Here is an 18152-nt window from a genome sequence, read left to right on the forward strand (position 1 = left end):
GTCTTGACACGTGCATGCGGCGACACCAATCTGCCGCACTTCGACAAGGGAGAAGCATGGGATGGACCGCATACTCATCACCGGCGCGGCCGGCGAGATCGGCAGCACTTTGCGAGCAGGCTTACGCGGCGCTTACGAGCTGCTGCGGTCGAGCGACGTGCGGCCGCTGGAAGCGCCCGGCGCGGGCGAGGACACGATGCATGCCGACCTCACCGACTCAGCGGGCGTCGCGAAGCTCATGGACGGCATCGACTGCGTGGTGCACCTGGGCGGCGTCCCGCGCGAAGGTCCGTGGGACGCGATCCTCCACAACAACATCGAAGGCACCTACAACGTCTTCGAAGCCGCGCGCGGCGCGGGGGTGAAGCGCGTGATCTTCGCGAGCTCGAACCACACTATCGGGTATCACCGCGTGGGCAAGCGCGTCGGCGTGGAAGAGCCGGTGCGGCCCGACAGCCGCTATGGCGTATCGAAAGTGTTCGGCGAGGCGCTCGGCCGGCTCTATGCCGACAAACACGGGCTCGAGGTCGCCTGTCTACGCATCGGCTCGTTTCGACGCGAGCCCGGCGACTTCCGCCAGCTCTCCACGTGGATCAGCCCGCGCGACACGGTGCAGCTCGTGCGCCGCTGCATCGACGCGCCGCGCTTTCACTTCATCGTGCTCTACGGCGTGTCGGCGAACACCCGCTCGCGCTGGGAGAACCCGCATGCCGCGGCTATCGGCTACGCGCCGCAGGACGACGCGGAGGCTTACGCCGGGCGCTTCGAGGCGCCGCTGCTCGACGGCACCGATCCGGTGGCGGAATTCCACGGCGGCCCGTTCTGCGGGCTCGAGTTCGACGGCGACATGGGCCGGATCGATTGAGAGATCCACACCGCTACGCGATATCGTAACGTCACAAAAACAACCCCGCCGTCGCGGCGGTGACGAGCGTCGCGAGCGTCCCCGACACCAGCGACTTCAGTCCCAGCTCGAGCACCTCGTCGCGGCGCTCGGGCACCATCGCGGTCATGCCGCCGACGAGGATCCCGACGCTGCCGAAGTTCGCGAATCCGCACAGCGCGTAAGTCATGATGATCCGGCTGCGCTCGGACAGCGCGTCCGCCGGCAGCGCGGCCATGTCGAAGTACGCGATGAGCTCGTTCAGCACGGTCTTCGTACCCATCAACGCGCCGGCGGTCATCGCTTCGCTCCACGGCACTCCGGCCAGCCAGACGAGCGGCGCCATCACGTACCCGAAGATGCGCTGGAGCGTGACCGGCGCGCCTCCGACGGCGGGCAGCAGCGAGAGCACGAGGTTCGCCAGCGTCACCAGCGATACCAGCACGATCAGCAGCGCGGCGATGTTGAGCAGCAAGCCGAGACCGTCCGCGGTGCCTCGCACGATGGCGTCCATCGAGCTGCGGCTGCCGCCGGCGATGTCGAGCGTCGCGTCGGCCGGTTTGCCCTGCGGGGGGATCATCAGCGCGGCGACGACGATCGCAGCAGGCGCGCTGATGAGCGACGCGGCGAGGATGTGGCCCATCGCGGCAGGGATGACCGGTCCGAGGATCGTCGCATAGAGCACCATCACGGTGCCGGCGATGCCGGCCATGCCGCACGTCATCACGATGAAGAGCTCGCCGCGCGCAAGCACCGCGAGGTACGGCCGGATGACGAGCGGCGCCTCGACCATGCCGATGAACACGTTCGCCGCGGTCGAAAGCCCGACCGCGCCGCCCACGCCCATGCTCTTCTCGAGCAGCTTCGACATCACTTTCACCACGGCGGGCAGCACGCGCCAGTAGAAGAGCAGCGAGGAGAGCGCGCTCACCACGAGGATGATCGGCAGCGCACGAAACGCGAGCACGAAGGTCGAGCCGGGGCCGCTCTGCGCATACGGCAGCGGCGCGCCGCCCAGATAGCCGAAGACCAGGCCGGTTCCCGCCTGGGTGGCCCGCTCGAGCGCGAGCAGCGCGTCGTTCACGCCGAGGAAGAACTGCTGGAACGGCGGCGCCCTGAGCAGCAGCGCCGCGACGACGATCTGTAGCACGAGACCGGAGAGAACGATGCGCCAGGGCAGCGCACGGCGGTTTTCGCCGATCGCCCAGGCGATGGCGAGAAGGATGAAGAGACCGACCACGCTTTGTAGGCGCAGCGGCATGCGCCTACAAAATCGTATGTAGCGCCGGCAGGCGCCTAAGCACGCCTTTACGCACGGAGGGCCGCAGGCCCGACGAAGCGACCAAGATCTTTCAGGCCCGACGCCATACAGTGCCGCCGGCGCCGTCTTCGAGTACGATCCCGCCGTCGCTGAGCTCTTTTCGTATGCGGTCGGCTTCGGCGAAGTTCTTCGACTTGCGCGCGGCTGCGCGGGCGCCGATCAGCTCTTCGATGCGCTCGGGCGTGAGCCCGCCTTCGCCTTGCGCCGGCAGCGCGTGCAGAAATTCGCTCGCGTCCCGCTGCAGCAGTCCCAGCGTCGCCGCGAGCGACTTCAGCAACACCGCCTGTTTGGCGTCTCCGGTCTTGTTGAGCTCGGTCGCGAGCTCGAACAGCACCGCGATCGCCTCGGGCGTGTTGAAGTCGTCGTCCATCGCCTCGCGGAAGCGCGCGGCGTGCGGCTCGTTCCAGTCGATCGCGGCGGGCGCCGCGTCGTGGCCTTTGAGCGCGGTGTACAGGCGCGTCAGCGCGTGGCGCGCGTCGTCGAGGTGGACGTCGGAATAGTTGAGCGGGCTGCGGTAGTGTGCGCGCGCGATGAAGAAGCGCACCACCTCCGCGTCGTATCTCGCGAGCACCTCGCGCACGGTGAAGAAGTTGCCGAGCGACTTCGACATCTTCTCGTCGTCGACGCGCACGAAGCCGTTGTGCATCCAGTAGTTCACGAACTTGGAGCCGTTCGCGCCCTCGGACTGCGCGATCTCGTTCTCGTGGTGCGGGAACTGGAGGTCCTGGCCGCCGCCGTGGATGTCGAAATGCGTGCCGAGCAGCGCGGTCGACATCGCCGAGCACTCGATGTGCCAGCCCGGACGCCCTTCGCCCCAGGGCGAAGGCCACGAAGGCTCGCCCTGCTTCGCGTGCTTCCACAGCACGAAGTCGAGCGGGTCGTGCTTGTGGGTGTCGACCTCGACGCGCTCGCCGGCGCGCAGCTCGTCGAGCGACTTGCCCGAGAGCTTGCCGTAGCCTTCGAACTTGCGCACCGCGTAGTTCACGTCGCCGTCGCTCGCCTTGTAGGCCAGGCCCTTGTTTTCGAGCGTACGGATCATGTCGAGCATGCCCTCGACGTACTGCGTCGCGCGCGGCTCGTGATCGGGTTTTTCGACGCCGAGCGCGGCGGCATCCTCGTCCATCGCCTGTATGAAGCGCGCGGTGAGCGCGTCGACCGGCTCGCCGTTCTCCTGCGCGCGCTTGATGATCTTGTCGTCGATGTCCGTGATGTTTCGCACGAACGTCACGTCGTAATCGGAAGCGCGCAGCCAGCGCCGCACGACGTCGAATACGACCATCATGCGCGCGTGTCCGACGTGCAGGTAGTCGTACACCGTGATGCCGCACACGTACATGCGAACTTTGCCGGGCGTGAGGGGGAAGAATTGCTGCTTCTCGCGCGCGAGCGTGTTATAAATCTTCAGCATACGGGTGACGAACGAGACGGCCGCAGGGGCTCAGGAGGCACTCAAGAAAACGGCCGGCGTGCCGAAAATAAGAGACCAAGATTCGGGGGCGCGCTGTTTGATTTGCCGGATGTTCTTGGTAGAATTTCGAGGATTTTGCAACTAAGCCGCTGAAAAATTCGGCAAAGTATAACATGAGGCTTCCCCGCAGCATCGCCGCAGTCGTCCTCTCCCTGGGCTTGAGCCTCTCTACCGCCGTCTGGGCTCAAGGGGATCCTCTCCAGGAAGCCAATCAACTCTTCAGGCAAGGCCAGTTCGACAAGGCGATGGACCGGGTGAACGGCTATCTCTCGTCGCGTCCCAAGGACGCACGCGGCCGCTTCCTCAAAGGCCTGATCCTCACCGAGCAGAACAAGCCCGGCGAGGCGATCAAGGTCTTCACCGACCTCTCGCAGGACTATCCCGAGCTCCCGGAGCCGTACAACAATCTCGCGGTGCTCTACGCGTCGCAGGGCCAGTACGACAAGGCGCGCAACTCGCTCGAGATGGCGATCCGCACGCATCCGTCCTACGCGACGGCCCACGAGAACCTCGGCGACATCTACGCCAAGATGGCGAGCCAGGCGTATGACAAGGCGCTGCAGCTCGACCGCAGCAACACCGCCGCGCAGGGCAAGCTGAACCTCATCAAGGAGCTCTTCTCGCAGACGCCGCGCACCCAGACCGCCGCCGCCCCGAGCAAAGGCAGCCAGGTGGCCGTCAACAAGGTCGAGCCGACGCCCGCCCCGCCGTCGCAGCCGGTGCCCGCGCCCGCCGCGCCGGCGAAGTCGGCCGCGAAGTCCGAGACCGTCGCTGCGGCGCCGGCCAAGTCCGCCCCGGAACCCAGGCCTGAAGCGAAAGCCGCTCCGGAGCCCAAGGACACCGCCAAGGCCGCGCCCGCCAAGGCCGCCAACGGCGACGCCGACGTGATGAAAGCCGTCAACGCCTGGGCGCGCGCCTGGGCGTCCAACGACGTGCCGGGTTACCTCTCGTTCTACGCGCCCGACTTCCAGACGCCGAAAGGCATGTCTCGCAGCGCCTGGGAAGCCGAGCGCAAGGCGCGCATCCAGAAGCCGCGCAAGATCGAGGTGGACATCGATAATCCGCGCGTGAAGATGGACGGCAACAAAGCGGTCGTCAGCTTCCGCCAGCATTACCACTCGGGATCGCTGAACGTCACCAGCGCCAAGACGCTGGTCATGGTCCGGAACGGCGACAAATGGCTCATCCAGCAGGAAAGGAGCGGCAGCTGAAGCGCGGCATAGGGGCAGTCTCCACCCTCCTCGGCGCGGCGGTCATCGTCGCGTTCTGCGCCTCCCCGGCTTCGCCGATGAGCGGCAAGCCGGTGCACCAGCCTCCCCGCAGCACCGCAGCGGCAGCGCCGGCGGCCCCGTCGGCCTCGGTCGAGCCGGAAGCGCTGCTCGTCAAGACGCTGCGCGCGATCCAGGACAACAAGCTCGACGTGGCTCTCGCCGAAGTCGAGCAGGTCATCCGCGCGTACCCCAACTTCCGCCTGGCGCACCTCATCAAGGGCGACCTCCTGCTCGCGCGCGCACAGCCGCTGAAGACCATGGGCGCCGCGACCGGCGTGCCGCTCGACCGCGTGGCGGATCTGCGCGCCGAAGCGCAGGCGCGGCTCGCCCGCCAGCTTCACGAGCGCCCGGGCGACCGCATCCCGCGCTACCTGCTCCAGCTCCAGGCCGATCAGAAATACGCGTTCGTCGTCGACACCTCGAAGTCGACGATGTACGTGTTCGAGAACATGAACGGCAGCGCGCGCTACGTCGCCGACTACTACATCAGCAGCGGCAAGCTCGGCGTCGACAAGCTGCGCGAAGGCGACAAGAAGACGCCGCTCGGCGTCTATCACGTCACGAGCAGCATGCCGAAGGAAAAGCTCGCGGACCTCTACGGCGTGGGCGCTTTCCCGATCAACTACCCGAACGAGTGGGACCGGCGCGAAGGACGCGGCGGCAGCGGCATCTGGCTGCACGGCACGCCGTCGGACACCTTCAGCCGGCCGCCGCAGGCGAGCGACGGCTGCGTCGTGCTCACCAACCGCGACCTCGAAGCGATCCGCCAGCGCGTGCAGATCGGTCTCACGCCGGTCATCATCTCGAGCAACGTCGAATGGGTGCAGCCGCAGGCGGTGTCGTCGCTGCGCCAGGAGATCGGCAGCAACCTCGAACAATGGCGCAAGGACTGGGAAAGCCTCGACACCGAGAAGTACCTCAAGCACTACTCGTCGAGCTTCAACTCGAGCGGCCAGGACTACAAGGCGTTCGCCGCGCAGAAGCGCCAGGTCAATTCCGGCAAGCAGTGGGTCAAGGTCAAGCTCGACCGCGTGAGCATGTTCCTCTACCCGGGGAAAGAGCGGCTCGCGGTCGTCACGTTCGACCAGGACTACACCAGCAGCAACCTCGCCAACAAGATGCGCAAGCGCCAGTACTGGCTCAAGGAAGGGGCGGGCTGGAGGATCATCCACGAGGGATCGGCGTGAGGCGGGAAGCAGGGGCCCCACGAAGTGGGGATGCGACCAGCCGAATCGCCGAATGCCGCCGAAGCGACGTGCATGGCGCTTGCGATAGCGGCAACTGAGGCGGCGCGGCCTGACGGCACGCACGGGGCGGCTTGAGCATCCCGCGCTAACCGTTTAAATTCGCAGCATCGATAGGCCGCATCCCGCGGCCTCGCCATTTCCGCTCGAATCCCGATGCTCAAGAAGCTTTTCGCTGTTTTCGCGCTCGTGCTCGCGTCCGTGGCGCACGCGGCCGCTCCCGCCAATCCGCACGTCGAAGTCCGCACCAACATGGGCAGCTTCGTGATCGAGCTGTATCCCGAGAACGCGCCGAACACGGTCAAGAATTTCCTGCAGTACGTGAACGACGGGTTCTACAACGGCACCATCTTCCACCGCGTCATCCCGGGTTTCATGATCCAGGGCGGCGGCTTCACCACCAAGTTCGAAGAGAAACCGACGCGCCCGGCTATCAAGAACGAGGCCGGCAACGGCCTGCGCAACGGCGTGGGCATGGTGTCGATGGCGCGCACCGCGGACCCGCATTCGGCGACCGCACAGTTCTTCATCAACGTCGCGGAAAATCCCACGCTCGACTTCAAGGCGCCGACGCAGGAAGGCTACGGCTACACGCCGTTCGGGCGCGTGGTCAAAGGCTACGACGTGGTCGAGCGCATCGTGAAGGTGCCGACCGGCCCCGGCAAGCCGCCGCACGAGAACGTGCCCAAGAAACCCGTGATCATCGAGCGCATGCACGTGATCGAATCGAAATAGGAAAATCCCATGATCAAATTGCACACCAACCACGGCGTCATCGGCATCGAGCTCGACGAGGCGAAAGCGCCCGAGACCGCCGCCAACTTCCGCGAGTACGTGAAGAGCGGCCACTTCGACAACACGGTGTTCCACCGCGTCATCGACGGCTTCATGATCCAGGGCGGCGGCTTCGAGCCCGGCATGAAGCAGAAAGGCACCCGCTCGCCCATCAAGAACGAGGCGAACAACGGGCTGAAGAACGACAAGTACACCGTCGCGATGGCGCGCACGTCCGATCCTCATTCGGCCAGCGCGCAGTTCTTCATCAACGTCGCGGACAACGCCTTCCTCAACCACACCGGCGCGACCGCCCAGGGCTGGGGTTACGCGGTCTTCGGCAAGGTGGTCGAAGGGCAGGACATCGTCGACCAGATCAAGAAGGTGAAGACCGGCTCGCGCGGCATGCACCAGGACGTACCGCTCGACGACGTGGTGATCGAGCGCGCCGAAGAAGTCTGATTGGGCGCGAGCCTCTTCATCTCCGACCTGCACCTCGCGGCCGAGCGGCCGCGCATCCTCGAGCAGTTCCACGCGTTCGTCGACACGACCGCCCGCGGCGCGGACGCGCTGTACGTGCTCGGCGACCTGTTCGACGAATGGCTCGGTGACGACAACAGCGACGACCCGCTGAACGCCGACGTCGCCTTGGCTTTCGCCAGGCTCGCGGCGAGCGGCACGGCGGTGTACTTCATGCACGGCAATCGCGACGTGCTGGTCGGCGGCGATTTCGCGAAGCGTGCGGGGGCGACGCTGCTCCCGGACCCGACGCTCATCGATCTGTACGGCACGCCGACGCTGCTCATGCACGGCGACACCCTCTGCACCGACGACGTCAAGTACCTCACGTGGCGCGCTTACGCCCACGATCCCGGCAACCAGGCGCGGTTCCTGGGCCAGACCATCGCGGGCCGTCGCGCGGAAATGGAAGCGCTGCAGGCGCGCAACCGCAGCGAGAAGGCCGACAAGAGCGCCGAGATCATGGACGTCAACGCGGATGCGGTGGCCGAGGTGCTGCGCACCCACGGTTATCCGCGGCTCATCCACGGCCACACCCACCGCCCGGCGCGCCACGTCCACGCCGTCGACGGTCGCCGGTGCGAGCGCTACGTGCTCGCCGACTGGTACGAGAGCGGGAGCTACCTGCGCTGCGACGCTTCGGGCTGCGTTTCGGTCGACCTCTGAACCGTAGGGTGCGCGCGAGCGCACCGGGCCTTTCAGCGGTGCGTTGCCACGCACCCTACGTCAGGGTCGCGCAGCTAGCGTAGACCTCGCGCCAGATCCGCCTTGATGTCCTCGATATTCTCGAGGCCGACGGCGACCCGCAACAACCCCTCCCCGATCCCCGCCGCCGCGCGCGCTTCGGGCGTGATGCGTCCGTGAGTGGTCGACGCGGGGTGCGTGATCGTCGTCTTGGTGTCGCCGAGGTTCGCGGTGATCGAGAGCAGCCTGGTGTTGTCGACGACGCGCCACGCGGCTTCGCGGCCGCCTTTGACGTCGAAAGACACGATGCCGCCGCCGGTCTTCTGCTGCTTCATCGCGAGCGCGTGCTGCGGGTGTGACGCGAGCCCCGGGTAATACACGCGCTCGACGGCGGACTGCTCTTCCAGCCACTTCGCGAGCGTCAGCGACGCGGCCGACTGCGCCTCGAGGCGCAGCGCGAGCGTCTCCATGCCCTTGAGGATGACCCACGCGTTGAACGCGCTGAGCGTCGGCCCCGCGGTGCGCAGGAAACCGAGCACGCCCTCGTACACCACGTCCTTCCTGCCGAGCACCGCGCCGCCGAGCACGCGCCCCTGCCCGTCCAGGTACTTGGTAGCTGAATGGATGACGACGTCCGCGCCGAGCTTCAGCGGCTGCTGGAGCGCGGGCGAGCAGAAGCAGTTGTCGACGACGAGCAGCGCACCGGCCTTCTTCGCGACGGCGGACAGCGCGGCGATGTCGTACACCTCGGTCAGCGGGTTCGACGGCGTCTCGACGAACAGCATGCGCGTGGCCGGCGTCACCGCGGCCTGCCACTTCGCGACGTCGGTTCCGGGGACGAACGTCGTCTCGATGCCGAAGCGCTTCATGATGTTGCCCAGGAGCTGTATGGTCGAGCCGAACACGCTCGCCGAGCACAGGATGTGATCGCCCGACTTCAGCAGGCCCATCACGCACGAGAGGATCGCCGCCATGCCCGACGAGGTCGAGATGCAGACTTCCGCGCCTTCCAGCGCGGCGAGGCGCTTCTCGAACACCGTCACCGTCGGGTTCGTGAAGCGCGAATAGATGTTGCCCGGCTCCTGATTGCTGAAGCGCGCCGCGGCCTGCGCCGCGGACTTGAAGACGAAGCTCGAGGTGAGATACAGCGCTTCGGAATGCTCGCCGAACTGGCTGCGCTCGATGCCGCTGCGCACCGCCAGGGTGTCCAGTTGATAGTCGTCGCTCATGACATGTGTGCTTTCGCTGAAGCTGCACGAGGCGTGGGACTCGCGCAGCACTAAAAATAAAAACCCGGTCAGCTCGAAGCTAAACCGGGTTTCCCTCGCTTTAGCCGTATTTATTGAGCGCCCGCAAGCTGAAATCAAATCGGCGCTGGAGTGAGGAAGCTACGCTTCGGTCATGGCCCTGTCAAGTTGCGGACCTCCGATCAAAGCTGTTGAACCGCCAAGGACGCAAAGGAAAAGCAAATACGTCATTGCGAGGAGCGCCAGCGACGAAGCAATCTCGAAACGTTCGACCAGCGTGCGCCACGGGATCGCCACGCCGCCTTCGGCGGCTCGCGATGACACGCTTTGCGTCCTCGGCGGTCGATTGCTTTCGGCTTTTACTCGACGACTTCGAGATCGAGATCCAGCTGATTCTCCGCGGCGACCGCGGCCTCGACGCCTTCCCTGCGCAGCGCTTCCACGCCCTGCAGGTATTCGGGCGTGATGTCGCCGGTGATGTAGATGCCCGAGAAGCACGACGTCTCGAAGTTCTGCACCGCGGGATTGACGCTGCGCACGTCCTCGATCAGCGCGTCGAGATCCTGGTAGATGAGCTCGTCGCAGCCGATCTCCTTGGCGATCTCCGCGTCGGTGCGGCCGGTCGCGATGAGCTCGTCGGGGCTCGGCATGTCGATGCCGTAGACGTTGGGATAACGCACGGGCGGCGCCGCGGACGCGAAGAACACCTTGCGCGCGCCGGCGTCGCGGGCCATCTGCACGATCTCCCGGCTCGTGGTGCCGCGCACGATCGAATCATCGACGAGCAGCACGTTCTTGCCCTGGAACTCCATGCCGATCGCGTTGAGCTTCTGCCTCACCGATTTCTTGCGCGTCGCCTGCCCGGGCATGATGAACGTGCGGCCGATGTAGCGATTCTTGATGAACCCTTCGCGGTACGGCAGGTTGAGGTGCTTGGAGAGCTGCATCGCCGCGGGCCGGCTCGAATCCGGGATCGGGATCACCACGTCGATGTCGAGGTGCGGGCACTCGTTCTTGATCTTCTCGCCGAGGCTCTCGCCCATGCGCAGGCGCGTCTCGTACACCGAGATGCCGTCGATCACCGAGTCGGGCCGCGCCAGGTATACGAACTCGAAGATGCAGGGATTGAGCGTCGCTCCGGGGGCGCACGCCTGGGCGTGGAAGTTGCCGTCGAGGTCGATGAAGATCGCCTCGCCCGGCGCGACGTCGCGCACCAGCTCGTAACCGAGCGTATCGAGCGCGACGCTCTCCGAAGACACGAGATACTCGGCGCCGTTCGGCGTGTCCATCCGGCCGAACACGAGCGGGCGGATGCCGTAGGGATCGCGGAACGCGAGCAGACCGTAGCCGGCGATCATCGCGACGACCGCGTACGCGCCGCGCACGCGGCGATGCACGCCCGACACCGCTTTGAAGATCGTCGCCGGGTCGAGCTTGTAGTTGGTCGCGGCTTCCTGCAGCTCGTGCGCTAGAACATTCAGCAGCACCTCGGAATCCGAGTTGGTGTTGACGTGCCGCAGGTCGGTGCGGAACAGATCGCTCTTGAGCTGCTCGGTGTTGGTGAGGTTGCCGTTATGGCCGAGCACGATGCCGAACGGCGAGTTGACGTAGAACGGCTGCGATTCCGCCGCCGACCACGCCGAGCCGGCGGTGGGATAGCGCGTGTGAGCGATGCCCCCGTTGCCGGTCAGCACGCGCATGTTGCGGGTGCGGAACACGTCCCGGACCATGCCCGGGCCTTTGTGGATGTGGAAGTTGGACCCGTCCGCCGTCACGATGCCGGCCGCATCCTGGCCGCGATGCTGCAGCACCAGCAGCCCGTCGTACAGGAGCTGGTTCACGGGGTTGGCTGCGACTACACCCAGGATTCCGCACATCGAAAGAGCCTCAATCGTATGACAGATATTGCGCGACGGCGCGCGGCAGCCACGGCTTCAACACCCCTGCCAGCGCTTCGAGCGGAGGGCTGAGTATCGCATCACTCCACGCCGGCTGCCGCGGCAGCGCGGTGAGGCCGGCGACCAGCACCAGCACCAGCACGATAAGCAGCCCCCGGGCGAAGCCGAAGAAGCCGCCGAGCAGGCGGTCTTCGAGCCCGAGCCCCGCATTCTTCAGCAGCTTCGATGCGATCATCGCCGCGATGCTCGTCAGCACCAGCGTCACGACGAACACCGAGACGAACGCCACCAGCACGCGGACCGAATCGTCGGCGATCATCGCCGCGAACCACTGCGACACCGTGGCCGAAAGCGCGTTCGCCGCGAAGAATGCGATCACCCAGCCCGCCAGCGAGAGCGCTTCCCGCGTAAAACCTCTGACCACGCTGACCAGAACCGACGAGCCCACGATGAACAGGACGGCGTAGTCGAAGAGCGTCATTCTTAATTCGGCAAGGACGTGCTTTTCGTCGGCGCCGGATTCATTTCGCCACCACCTTCCCGTCCAGACCGGCCTTCTTCAGCGTATCGCGCGCGGTTTCGGCCGCTTCGCGCGTCGCATACGGGCCCGCGCGCACGCGAGTGATCTCGCCCGATTTGGTGGTCACGGCCTCGGTATAGGTCTTCACGCCCGCCGCGGTCATCTGCTTCTGGAGTTGCTTCACCCGCGCGGCATCGGCGAGCGCGGCAACCTGGACGACATACGCGCCCGAAACGGTCGCGCCGTCTTTCGTCGAGGCTGTCTTCGCATGGGGCTTGGCCTCGTCCTTCGCTTCGTGAGCCTTCTCTTCGACCGGCCTGGTCTCTGCGACCTTCGCGGGCGCTTCCGCCTTCGGCGCGTCCTTGGCCGCTGCGGCCGGCGCCTGCGGCATGCCCTTGATCGGCGAGGTCTCGGGCACGGCCGACGCCTTGGGCGACGCGGCCGTCACCGGAGGCGGAGCGCTGGCCTTGAGCTTGAGCTCGCCCGAGTCGGGCGAAGGAATCTGGATGTCGACATTCTGCGTGACCGGCTTGGGCTCGGAGTCGAGCACCATCGGCAGGATCACGGCGACTGCGGTGACCAGCACGATCGCGCCGACGAGGCGGCGGCGTGCGCGTTTCTTGAGCTGGAGTTCTTCGTCGCTAATCGGTCTCGCCATGCCGCTCCTGCGCTTCGCGCGGCTGTCCTTGCTTTCGGAGCTCACCGAGCCCCGCCAATACCAACGTCGCGCACCGCCATAACCGCAGCTACCGTGTAGAACGAGCCAAACACCACGATTCTATCATCCGGGGCCGCGCGATCACAGACTGATCGATAGGCGGCGGCGATGCTTTCGAAAGCCGAAACGGATTCGAACACCGAGGCGCGCGCGAGTTCCTCGCGCAGCGCGGCCGCGTCGGCGCCGCGAGGGCCTACGCTCGGGGCGACGAGCCATTCGTCGATGTGGTCGCGGACCGCGTCGATGACACCCGCAATGTCCTTGTCCTTGAGCATCGCGAAGACCGCGTAGGTGCGCCCCGCGCTCTTCATATGGGCGAGGTTGTGCGCGAGCGAGCGCGCGGCCGCCGGATTGTGCGCGACGTCGAGGATGACCAGCGGCCGCCCCGGCAGCACCTGGAAGCGCGCCGGGTTCTCCGCGGTGAGGAGGCCCGTGCGGATGTTGCCGGCGCTCACCGGCAGCCGCTCGCGCAGCGTGTCGAGCGCGGCCAGCACCGCCGATGCGTTGGCAATCTGGAACTCCCCACGCAGCGCCGGATGCGGCAGGCCGTGCCGCTCGCGCTCCGGTCCCCAGTAGCGCCACTGCTGCGCTTGCGCCTCGTAACCGAAGTCGCGCTGGATGAGGAGGAGCTGCGCCCCGATCGCCGCCGCGTGATCGGTGACGGTCGACGGCGGATGGCGGTCGGCGCAGACCGCGGGCCGCCCGCGGCGAAAGATTCCCGCTTTTTCGAAACCGATCGCCTCACGCGTGCCGCCGAGGTAATCGACATGGTCGAGGTCGACGCTCATGAGCAGTGCGCAATCGGCGTCGAAGGCGTTGACCGCGTCGAGCCTGCCGCCCAGGCCCACTTCGAGCACCGCGACCTCGACGTTCTCGCGCATGAAGAGCCACATCGCCGCGAGCGTGCTGAACTCGAAGTAGGTGAGCGGGATGTCGCCGCGCGCGGTTTCGACCGCGCCGAGCGCCGTGATGATCGCCTCATCCGAAGCTTCGCGGCGTCCCACATGGATGCGCTCGTTGTAGCGCAGGATGTGCGGCGAGGTGTAGCAACCGACGCGGTAGCCCGCCTCGTCGAGGATCGCTTCGAGCATCGCGCACGCCGAGCCTTTGCCGTTGGTGCCGCCGACGGTGACGATCGGAAAAGACGGCGTGAGACCCATCGCGTCCCTGACCGCGTTCACGCGATCGAGTCCCATCTCGATCGCGCGCGGGTGCACGCGTTCGATATGGGTCAGCCACTCGTCGAGGGTCGCGCCGGCAGCGAGCACGCGTGGAACGAAGCCGCCGTCAGGCGGCGGCCGGCATCCTGAGAAGCATGGACAGCACGTGCGCGATCTTCTCGGGCAGCTTGCGGCGATCGACGATCATGTCGATCGCGCCGTGCTCGAGCAGGAACTCGGAGCGCTGGAAGCCTTCGGGCAGCGTCTCGCGCACGGTCTGCTCGATCACGCGAGGTCCGGCGAAACCGATCAGCGCGCCCGGCTCGGCGATGACGACGTCGCCGATCATGGCGAAGCTCGCGGAGACCCCGCCCATCGTCGGATCGGTGAGCACCGAGATGAACGGCAGCTGCTCGTCGGCGAGCCTGGTCAGCACCGCGCAGGTCTTCGCCATCTGCATGAGCGAGAGCACGCCTTCCTGCATGCGGGCGCCGCCGGTGGCGGTGATGCAGATGTACGGCAGGCGCTGCTCGAGGCAGACGTTGGCGCCGCGCACGAAGCGCTCGCCGACCACCGAGCCCATCGAGCCGCCGAGGAAGCCGAACTCGAATGCGGAAGCGACCACGGGGATGGCGCGTATGCTCCCCTGCATCACGACCAGCGCGTCTTCTTCCTGGGTGTCGTTGCGCGCCTCCTGCAGGCGCTCGGTGTAGCGGCGGCTGTCCTTGAACTTGAGGGTGTCGACGGGAACGACTTCGGCTCCGATCTCGTGGCGGCCTTCGCGGTCGAGCAGGTAGTCGAGGCGCTCGCGCGCCGAGATGCGGTTATGGAAGCTGCACTTGGGACAGACGTGAAAGTTCTTCTCGAGGTCGGAGCGGTAGAGCACCGCTTCGCACGACTCGCACTTGCTCCACAGGCCCTCGGGGACTTTCTTGCCGGTGGCGGCGGCGTCGTGCTTGATCTTGGGCGGGAGTAGCTTCTGGATCCAGCTCATGCAGCCTCCGCTTTCGATTGATCGAGCGCTTTGCGGATCGTCGACAGCCACGCCGTCACCCGCGCGTTGATCTCGTCGGGCTTGGAGCTCTCGATCTCCTGCACCAGGCGGCTGCCGATGACGACCGCATCGGACACGCTCGCGATCGAGCGCGCGGTCTCGGCATCGCGGATGCCGAAGCCCACGCCCAGCGGCAGCTCGGTGTGCGCGCGGATGCGCGCGAGCTTGTCCGAGACGTCGGAGAGATCGATGTTGGCCGCGCCGGTCACGCCTTTGAGCGAGACGTAATAGAGGTAGCCGCGGCCCAGCGCGGAGACCTGCTTCAAGCGTCCTTCGGTCGTCGTCGGCGACAGCAGGAAGATGGTATCGAGGCCGCGGGAATCGAGGAGCTTCACCATGCCCTCGGCTTCCTCCGGCGGATAGTCGACGACGAGCACGCCGTCCACGCCGGCGGCTTTCGCGGCGTCCGCGAAGCGCTCCTCGCCCATCGCCTCGATCGGGTTGCCGTAGCCCATCAGCACGACCGGCGTGTCCGCGTTCGTCTTCCTGAACTCCGCGACGTAACCGATCACGTCCTTCAGCGACACGCCGTGCTTCAGCGCGCGCTCGCTGGAGCGCTGGATCACCGGGCCGTCGGCCATCGGATCGGAGAACGGCACCCCGAGCTCGATCACGTCCGCTCCCCCGGCGACGAGCGCGTGCATGAGCGGCACCGTGACCTGCGGCTGCGGATCGCCCGCGGTGACGAAGGGAATCAGGGCCTTGCGGCCGTCGGCGCGCAGCTTGTCGAACGCGGCAGTGATGCGAGACATCAGAACTTGATCCCCGATTTCTCCGCGACGGTGTGCATGTCCTTGTCGCCGCGGCCGGAGAGGTTGACGAGCAGGATCTGGTCTTTCGGCAGCTTCGGCGCGATCTTCGCGGCATACGCGAGCGCGTGGCTCGACTCGAGGGCGGGGATGATGCCTTCGAGGCGGCACAGATCGTGGAAGGCCTGCAGCGCCTCGTCATCGGTCACGGAGACGTACTCCGCGCGGCCGTTGTCCTTGAGCCACGCGTGCTCGGGGCCGACGCCGGGATAATCGAGGCCGGCCGAGATCGAATGCGTCTCGATGATCTGGCCGTGGTCGTCCTGGAGCAGGTACGTGCGGTTGCCGTGCAGCACCCCGGGCTTGCCCGCGGTGAGCGTCGCGGCGTGCTTGCCGCTCTCGAGGCCGTGCCCCGCGGCTTCGACGCCGACCAGGCGCACGTTCGGCACCGAGATGTAGGGATAGAAGATGCCCATCGCGTTCGAGCCGCCGCCGACGCACGCGAGCACCACGTCGGGCTGCCGCCCGCAGAGCTCGCGCATCTGCTCGATCGCCTCGCGCCCGATGATCGACTGGAAGTCGCGCACCATCATCGGATACGGATGCGGACCCGCGACGGTGCCGATGATGTAGAACGTGCTCTCGACGTTCGTCACCCAGTCGCGCATCGCTTCGTTCAGCGCGTCCTTCAGCGTCTTCGAGCCCGACTCGACCGGCACGACCGTCGTGCCGAGGAGCTTCATGCGGTAGACGTTCTGCACCTGGCGCTTGACGTCTTCGGAGCCCATGTAGACCACGCACTCGCATCCGAGCCGCGCCGCGATCGTCGCGGTCGCGACGCCGTGCATGCCCGCGCCGGTCTCGGCGATGATACGGGGCTTGCCCATGCGCTTGGCCAGCAGCGCCTGGCCGATCACGTTGTTGATCTTGTGCGCGCCGGTGTGATTGAGATCTTCGCGCTTCAGATAGACCTGCGCGCCGCCGAAGTGCTGCGACCAGCGCTTGGCGTGGTACACGGGGCTGGGGCGGCCGACGTAGTGCTTGAGCTCGTACGCGTACTCCGCGAGGAAATCGGGGTCGTTCTGATAGCGCGCGTACGCGTCTTTGAGCTCGTCGAGCGCGTGGATCAGGGTCTCCGCGACGAAGACGCCGCCGTACCTGCCGAAATGCCCTTTCGCGTCGGGCAGATCGTAGCTTTTCGCCTCAGTGACTTGCGTCAACGTCCCGGACTCCTTGAATGAACGCGGCGATCTTCGCCTCGTCCTTGATGCCTTTGGATGCTTCCACGCCGCTCGACACGTCCACGGCCCATGGCTTCACCGCGCGCACGGCTGCACGGACGTTGTCGGGATTGAGGCCGCCGGAGAGCACGATGGGCAGCGGCAGCGAAGGCGGTATCAATGCCCAGTCGAAAGTCGCTCCGGTCCCGCCGTGCAGTCCGTCCTGGTAGGCGTCGAGCAGCAGCGCCTGGGCGCTCTCAAAATCGCGCGCGTATTGTATCAAATCGACCCCCGGCCGGACCCGCACCGCTTTCACGTACGGCAGGCCTGCGCGCGCGCAGAAATCGGGCGTCTCCGAGCCGTGGAACTGGATGAGCTGTATGCCCGCGCGCTCGACGGTCCGCCGAACCTCGTCGCCGGAAGCATCGACGAAAAGACCGACGGGCGTGACGAAAGGCGGCAGCGCCCGGACGATGCGCGCGGCCGTTTCGGGCGCGACGTAGCGCGGGCTCGGCGCGTAGAACACCAGCCCGATCGCGTGCGCCCCATGGTGCGCGGCCGCCAGCGCGTCCTCGATGCGCGTGACGCCGCAGATCTTGACCGCGGTCCTCACGACTGCACCAGGTCGGGAATCGGCGGCATCGCGTTGCGCGCGTGCGGAAGCCTCCACTGCTCGTCGTACTCGACGCGTGCGAGATAGAGGCCCGCCGCGTCGAACGTCGGCGCCGCCGCCGCGCGCTCGCGCGCCGCGAGCACCTCGCGCACCCAGCCGGGCTCGTGCTTGCCCTTGCCGACGTAGATCAGCGTGCCCATCAGGTTGCGGACCATGTGATGCAGGAAAGCGTTCGCGCGAAATTCCAGGACGAGATAGTCGCCGTGGCGCTCGACGGTGATGCCGCTCACGTGGCGCACCGGCGACTTCGCCTGGCACTCGCTCGAACGGAACGAGCTGAAATCGTGCTCGCCTTCGAGCAGCTTCGCCGCGGCGCGCATCGCATCGACGTCGAGCGGCAGATGGAACCACCCGATGCGCCCGAAGCCGACCGCGGGCCGCACCACGCGATTGAGCAGCACGTAGCGATAGCAGCGGCTCTTCGCCGAGTAGCGCGCATGGAAATCGCCGCCGATCGCGCGCGACCACAGCACCGCAAGGCCCGCCGGCAGCGAAGCGTTGACACCCCGCACCCACGCCGACTCCGGCCGCGCCGCCGGCGCGTCGAAGTGCACCACCTGCTCCAGCGCGTGCACGCCCGCGTCGGTGCGGCCCGCGCACACCGTCTCGACCGGTGCGCCGGCGATATGCGCGAGCGCGGCTTCGAGATGGTCCTGCACGCCGCAGCGCGCCGGCTGTGTCTGCCATCCGCAGAACGCCGAGCCGTCGTATTCGACGCCGAGGGCCAGTCTCATTTCAAATCCCAAAAA

Annotated in this window: 17 protein-coding genes and 1 pseudogene; 6 read left to right on the forward strand and 12 right to left on the reverse strand. The window is 66.7% G+C overall.

Going from position 1 to position 18152, the window contains the following annotated elements; translation table 11 throughout:
* Positions 1–61 precede the first annotated feature (61 nt).
* Complete coding sequence (locus VHP37_16325; GenBank protein ID HEX2827920.1) at positions 62–865, forward strand: NAD(P)-dependent oxidoreductase; 804 nt, start codon at positions 62–64, stop codon at positions 863–865.
* Positions 866–896: 31 nt separating this feature from the next.
* Here the strand turns inward: VHP37_16325 and VHP37_16330 are convergent, their stop codons facing one another.
* Entirely contained in the window at positions 897–2144 is a 1248-nt protein-coding gene (locus VHP37_16330; protein ID HEX2827921.1) for a nucleoside transporter C-terminal domain-containing protein, read from the reverse strand.
* A gap of 91 nt (positions 2145–2235) precedes the next feature.
* Positions 2236–3612, reverse strand: a complete 1377-nt coding sequence (cysS, locus tag VHP37_16335) for a cysteine--tRNA ligase (GenBank protein HEX2827922.1) — start codon at positions 3610–3612, stop codon at positions 2236–2238.
* Positions 3613–3785: 173 nt separating this feature from the next.
* Here cysS and VHP37_16340 point away from each other — a divergent pair, with 173 nt between their 5' ends.
* The 5 genes from VHP37_16340 to VHP37_16360 all read left to right on the forward strand — a co-directional run bounded on the left by VHP37_16340 (position 3786) and on the right by VHP37_16360 (position 8146).
* On the forward strand, positions 3786–4883 hold the full coding sequence (locus VHP37_16340) for a tetratricopeptide repeat protein (GenBank protein ID HEX2827923.1): 1098 nt from the start codon (positions 3786–3788) through the stop codon (positions 4881–4883).
* The gene (locus VHP37_16345; GenBank protein ID HEX2827924.1) at positions 4850–6130 is read left to right on the forward strand and encodes a L,D-transpeptidase family protein; all 1281 of its coding nucleotides are present in this window, start codon (positions 4850–4852) and stop codon (positions 6128–6130) included. The genes VHP37_16340 and VHP37_16345 overlap by 34 nt, the downstream gene beginning before the upstream one ends.
* A 213-nt stretch (positions 6131–6343) precedes the next feature.
* Positions 6344–6922, forward strand: a complete 579-nt coding sequence (locus VHP37_16350; protein HEX2827925.1) for a peptidylprolyl isomerase — start codon at positions 6344–6346, stop codon at positions 6920–6922.
* A 9-nt stretch (positions 6923–6931) separates the two neighbouring features.
* Positions 6932–7423: a peptidylprolyl isomerase gene (locus VHP37_16355; protein HEX2827926.1), complete on the forward strand. Its 492-nt coding sequence runs from the start codon at positions 6932–6934 to the stop codon at positions 7421–7423.
* On the forward strand, positions 7424–8146 hold the full coding sequence (locus VHP37_16360) for a UDP-2,3-diacylglucosamine diphosphatase (protein ID HEX2827927.1): 723 nt from the start codon (positions 7424–7426) through the stop codon (positions 8144–8146).
* A gap of 74 nt (positions 8147–8220) precedes the next feature.
* On the opposite strand, the gene VHP37_16365 is transcribed toward VHP37_16360, so the two are convergent.
* The 10 genes and pseudogenes from VHP37_16365 to truA form a co-directional block, all read right to left on the reverse strand.
* Positions 8221–9393, reverse strand: a complete 1173-nt coding sequence (locus VHP37_16365) for an O-succinylhomoserine sulfhydrylase (GenBank protein ID HEX2827928.1) — start codon at positions 9391–9393, stop codon at positions 8221–8223.
* A gap of 455 nt (positions 9394–9848) precedes the next feature.
* Positions 9849–11288 (reverse strand): annotated as a pseudogene (gene purF, locus VHP37_16370) (amidophosphoribosyltransferase).
* A gap of 10 nt (positions 11289–11298) precedes the next feature.
* Positions 11299–11790 carry a CvpA family protein gene (locus tag VHP37_16375; GenBank protein HEX2827929.1) on the reverse strand — a complete coding sequence of 164 codons (492 nt, stop codon included), beginning with the start codon at positions 11788–11790 and terminating at the stop codon, positions 11299–11301.
* 40 nt (positions 11791–11830) lie between these two features.
* Complete coding sequence (locus VHP37_16380) at positions 11831–12487, reverse strand: SPOR domain-containing protein (protein HEX2827930.1); 657 nt, start codon at positions 12485–12487, stop codon at positions 11831–11833.
* A 41-nt stretch (positions 12488–12528) separates the two neighbouring features.
* A complete protein-coding gene (gene folC, locus VHP37_16385; protein ID HEX2827931.1) occupies positions 12529–13815 on the reverse strand; it encodes a bifunctional tetrahydrofolate synthase/dihydrofolate synthase in 1287 nt (428 codons plus the stop codon).
* Between the two features lie 19 nt (positions 13816–13834).
* A complete protein-coding gene (accD, locus tag VHP37_16390) occupies positions 13835–14701 on the reverse strand; it encodes an acetyl-CoA carboxylase, carboxyltransferase subunit beta (GenBank protein HEX2827932.1) in 867 nt (288 codons plus the stop codon).
* Positions 14698–15513, reverse strand: coding sequence for a tryptophan synthase subunit alpha (gene trpA, locus VHP37_16395; GenBank protein HEX2827933.1), 816 nt, complete (start codon positions 15511–15513; stop codon positions 14698–14700). Before trpA ends, accD begins: the two co-directional genes overlap by 4 nt.
* Positions 15513–16730 (reverse strand): tryptophan synthase subunit beta, encoded by a 1218-nt coding sequence (gene trpB / locus VHP37_16400; GenBank protein ID HEX2827934.1) that lies wholly within the window; start codon positions 16728–16730, stop codon positions 15513–15515. Before trpB ends, trpA begins: the two co-directional genes overlap by 1 nt.
* The gene (locus tag VHP37_16405; protein HEX2827935.1) at positions 16714–17343 is read right to left on the reverse strand and encodes a phosphoribosylanthranilate isomerase; all 630 of its coding nucleotides are present in this window, start codon (positions 17341–17343) and stop codon (positions 16714–16716) included. Before VHP37_16405 ends, trpB begins: the two co-directional genes overlap by 17 nt.
* The gene (truA, locus tag VHP37_16410) at positions 17340–18137 is read right to left on the reverse strand and encodes a tRNA pseudouridine(38-40) synthase TruA (protein HEX2827936.1); all 798 of its coding nucleotides are present in this window, start codon (positions 18135–18137) and stop codon (positions 17340–17342) included. Before truA ends, VHP37_16405 begins: the two co-directional genes overlap by 4 nt.
* Between the last annotated feature and the right edge of the window lie 15 nt (positions 18138–18152).

This window comes from Burkholderiales bacterium, assembly GCA_036262035.1.
GTDB lineage: Bacteria > Pseudomonadota > Gammaproteobacteria > Burkholderiales > SG8-41 > JAQGMV01.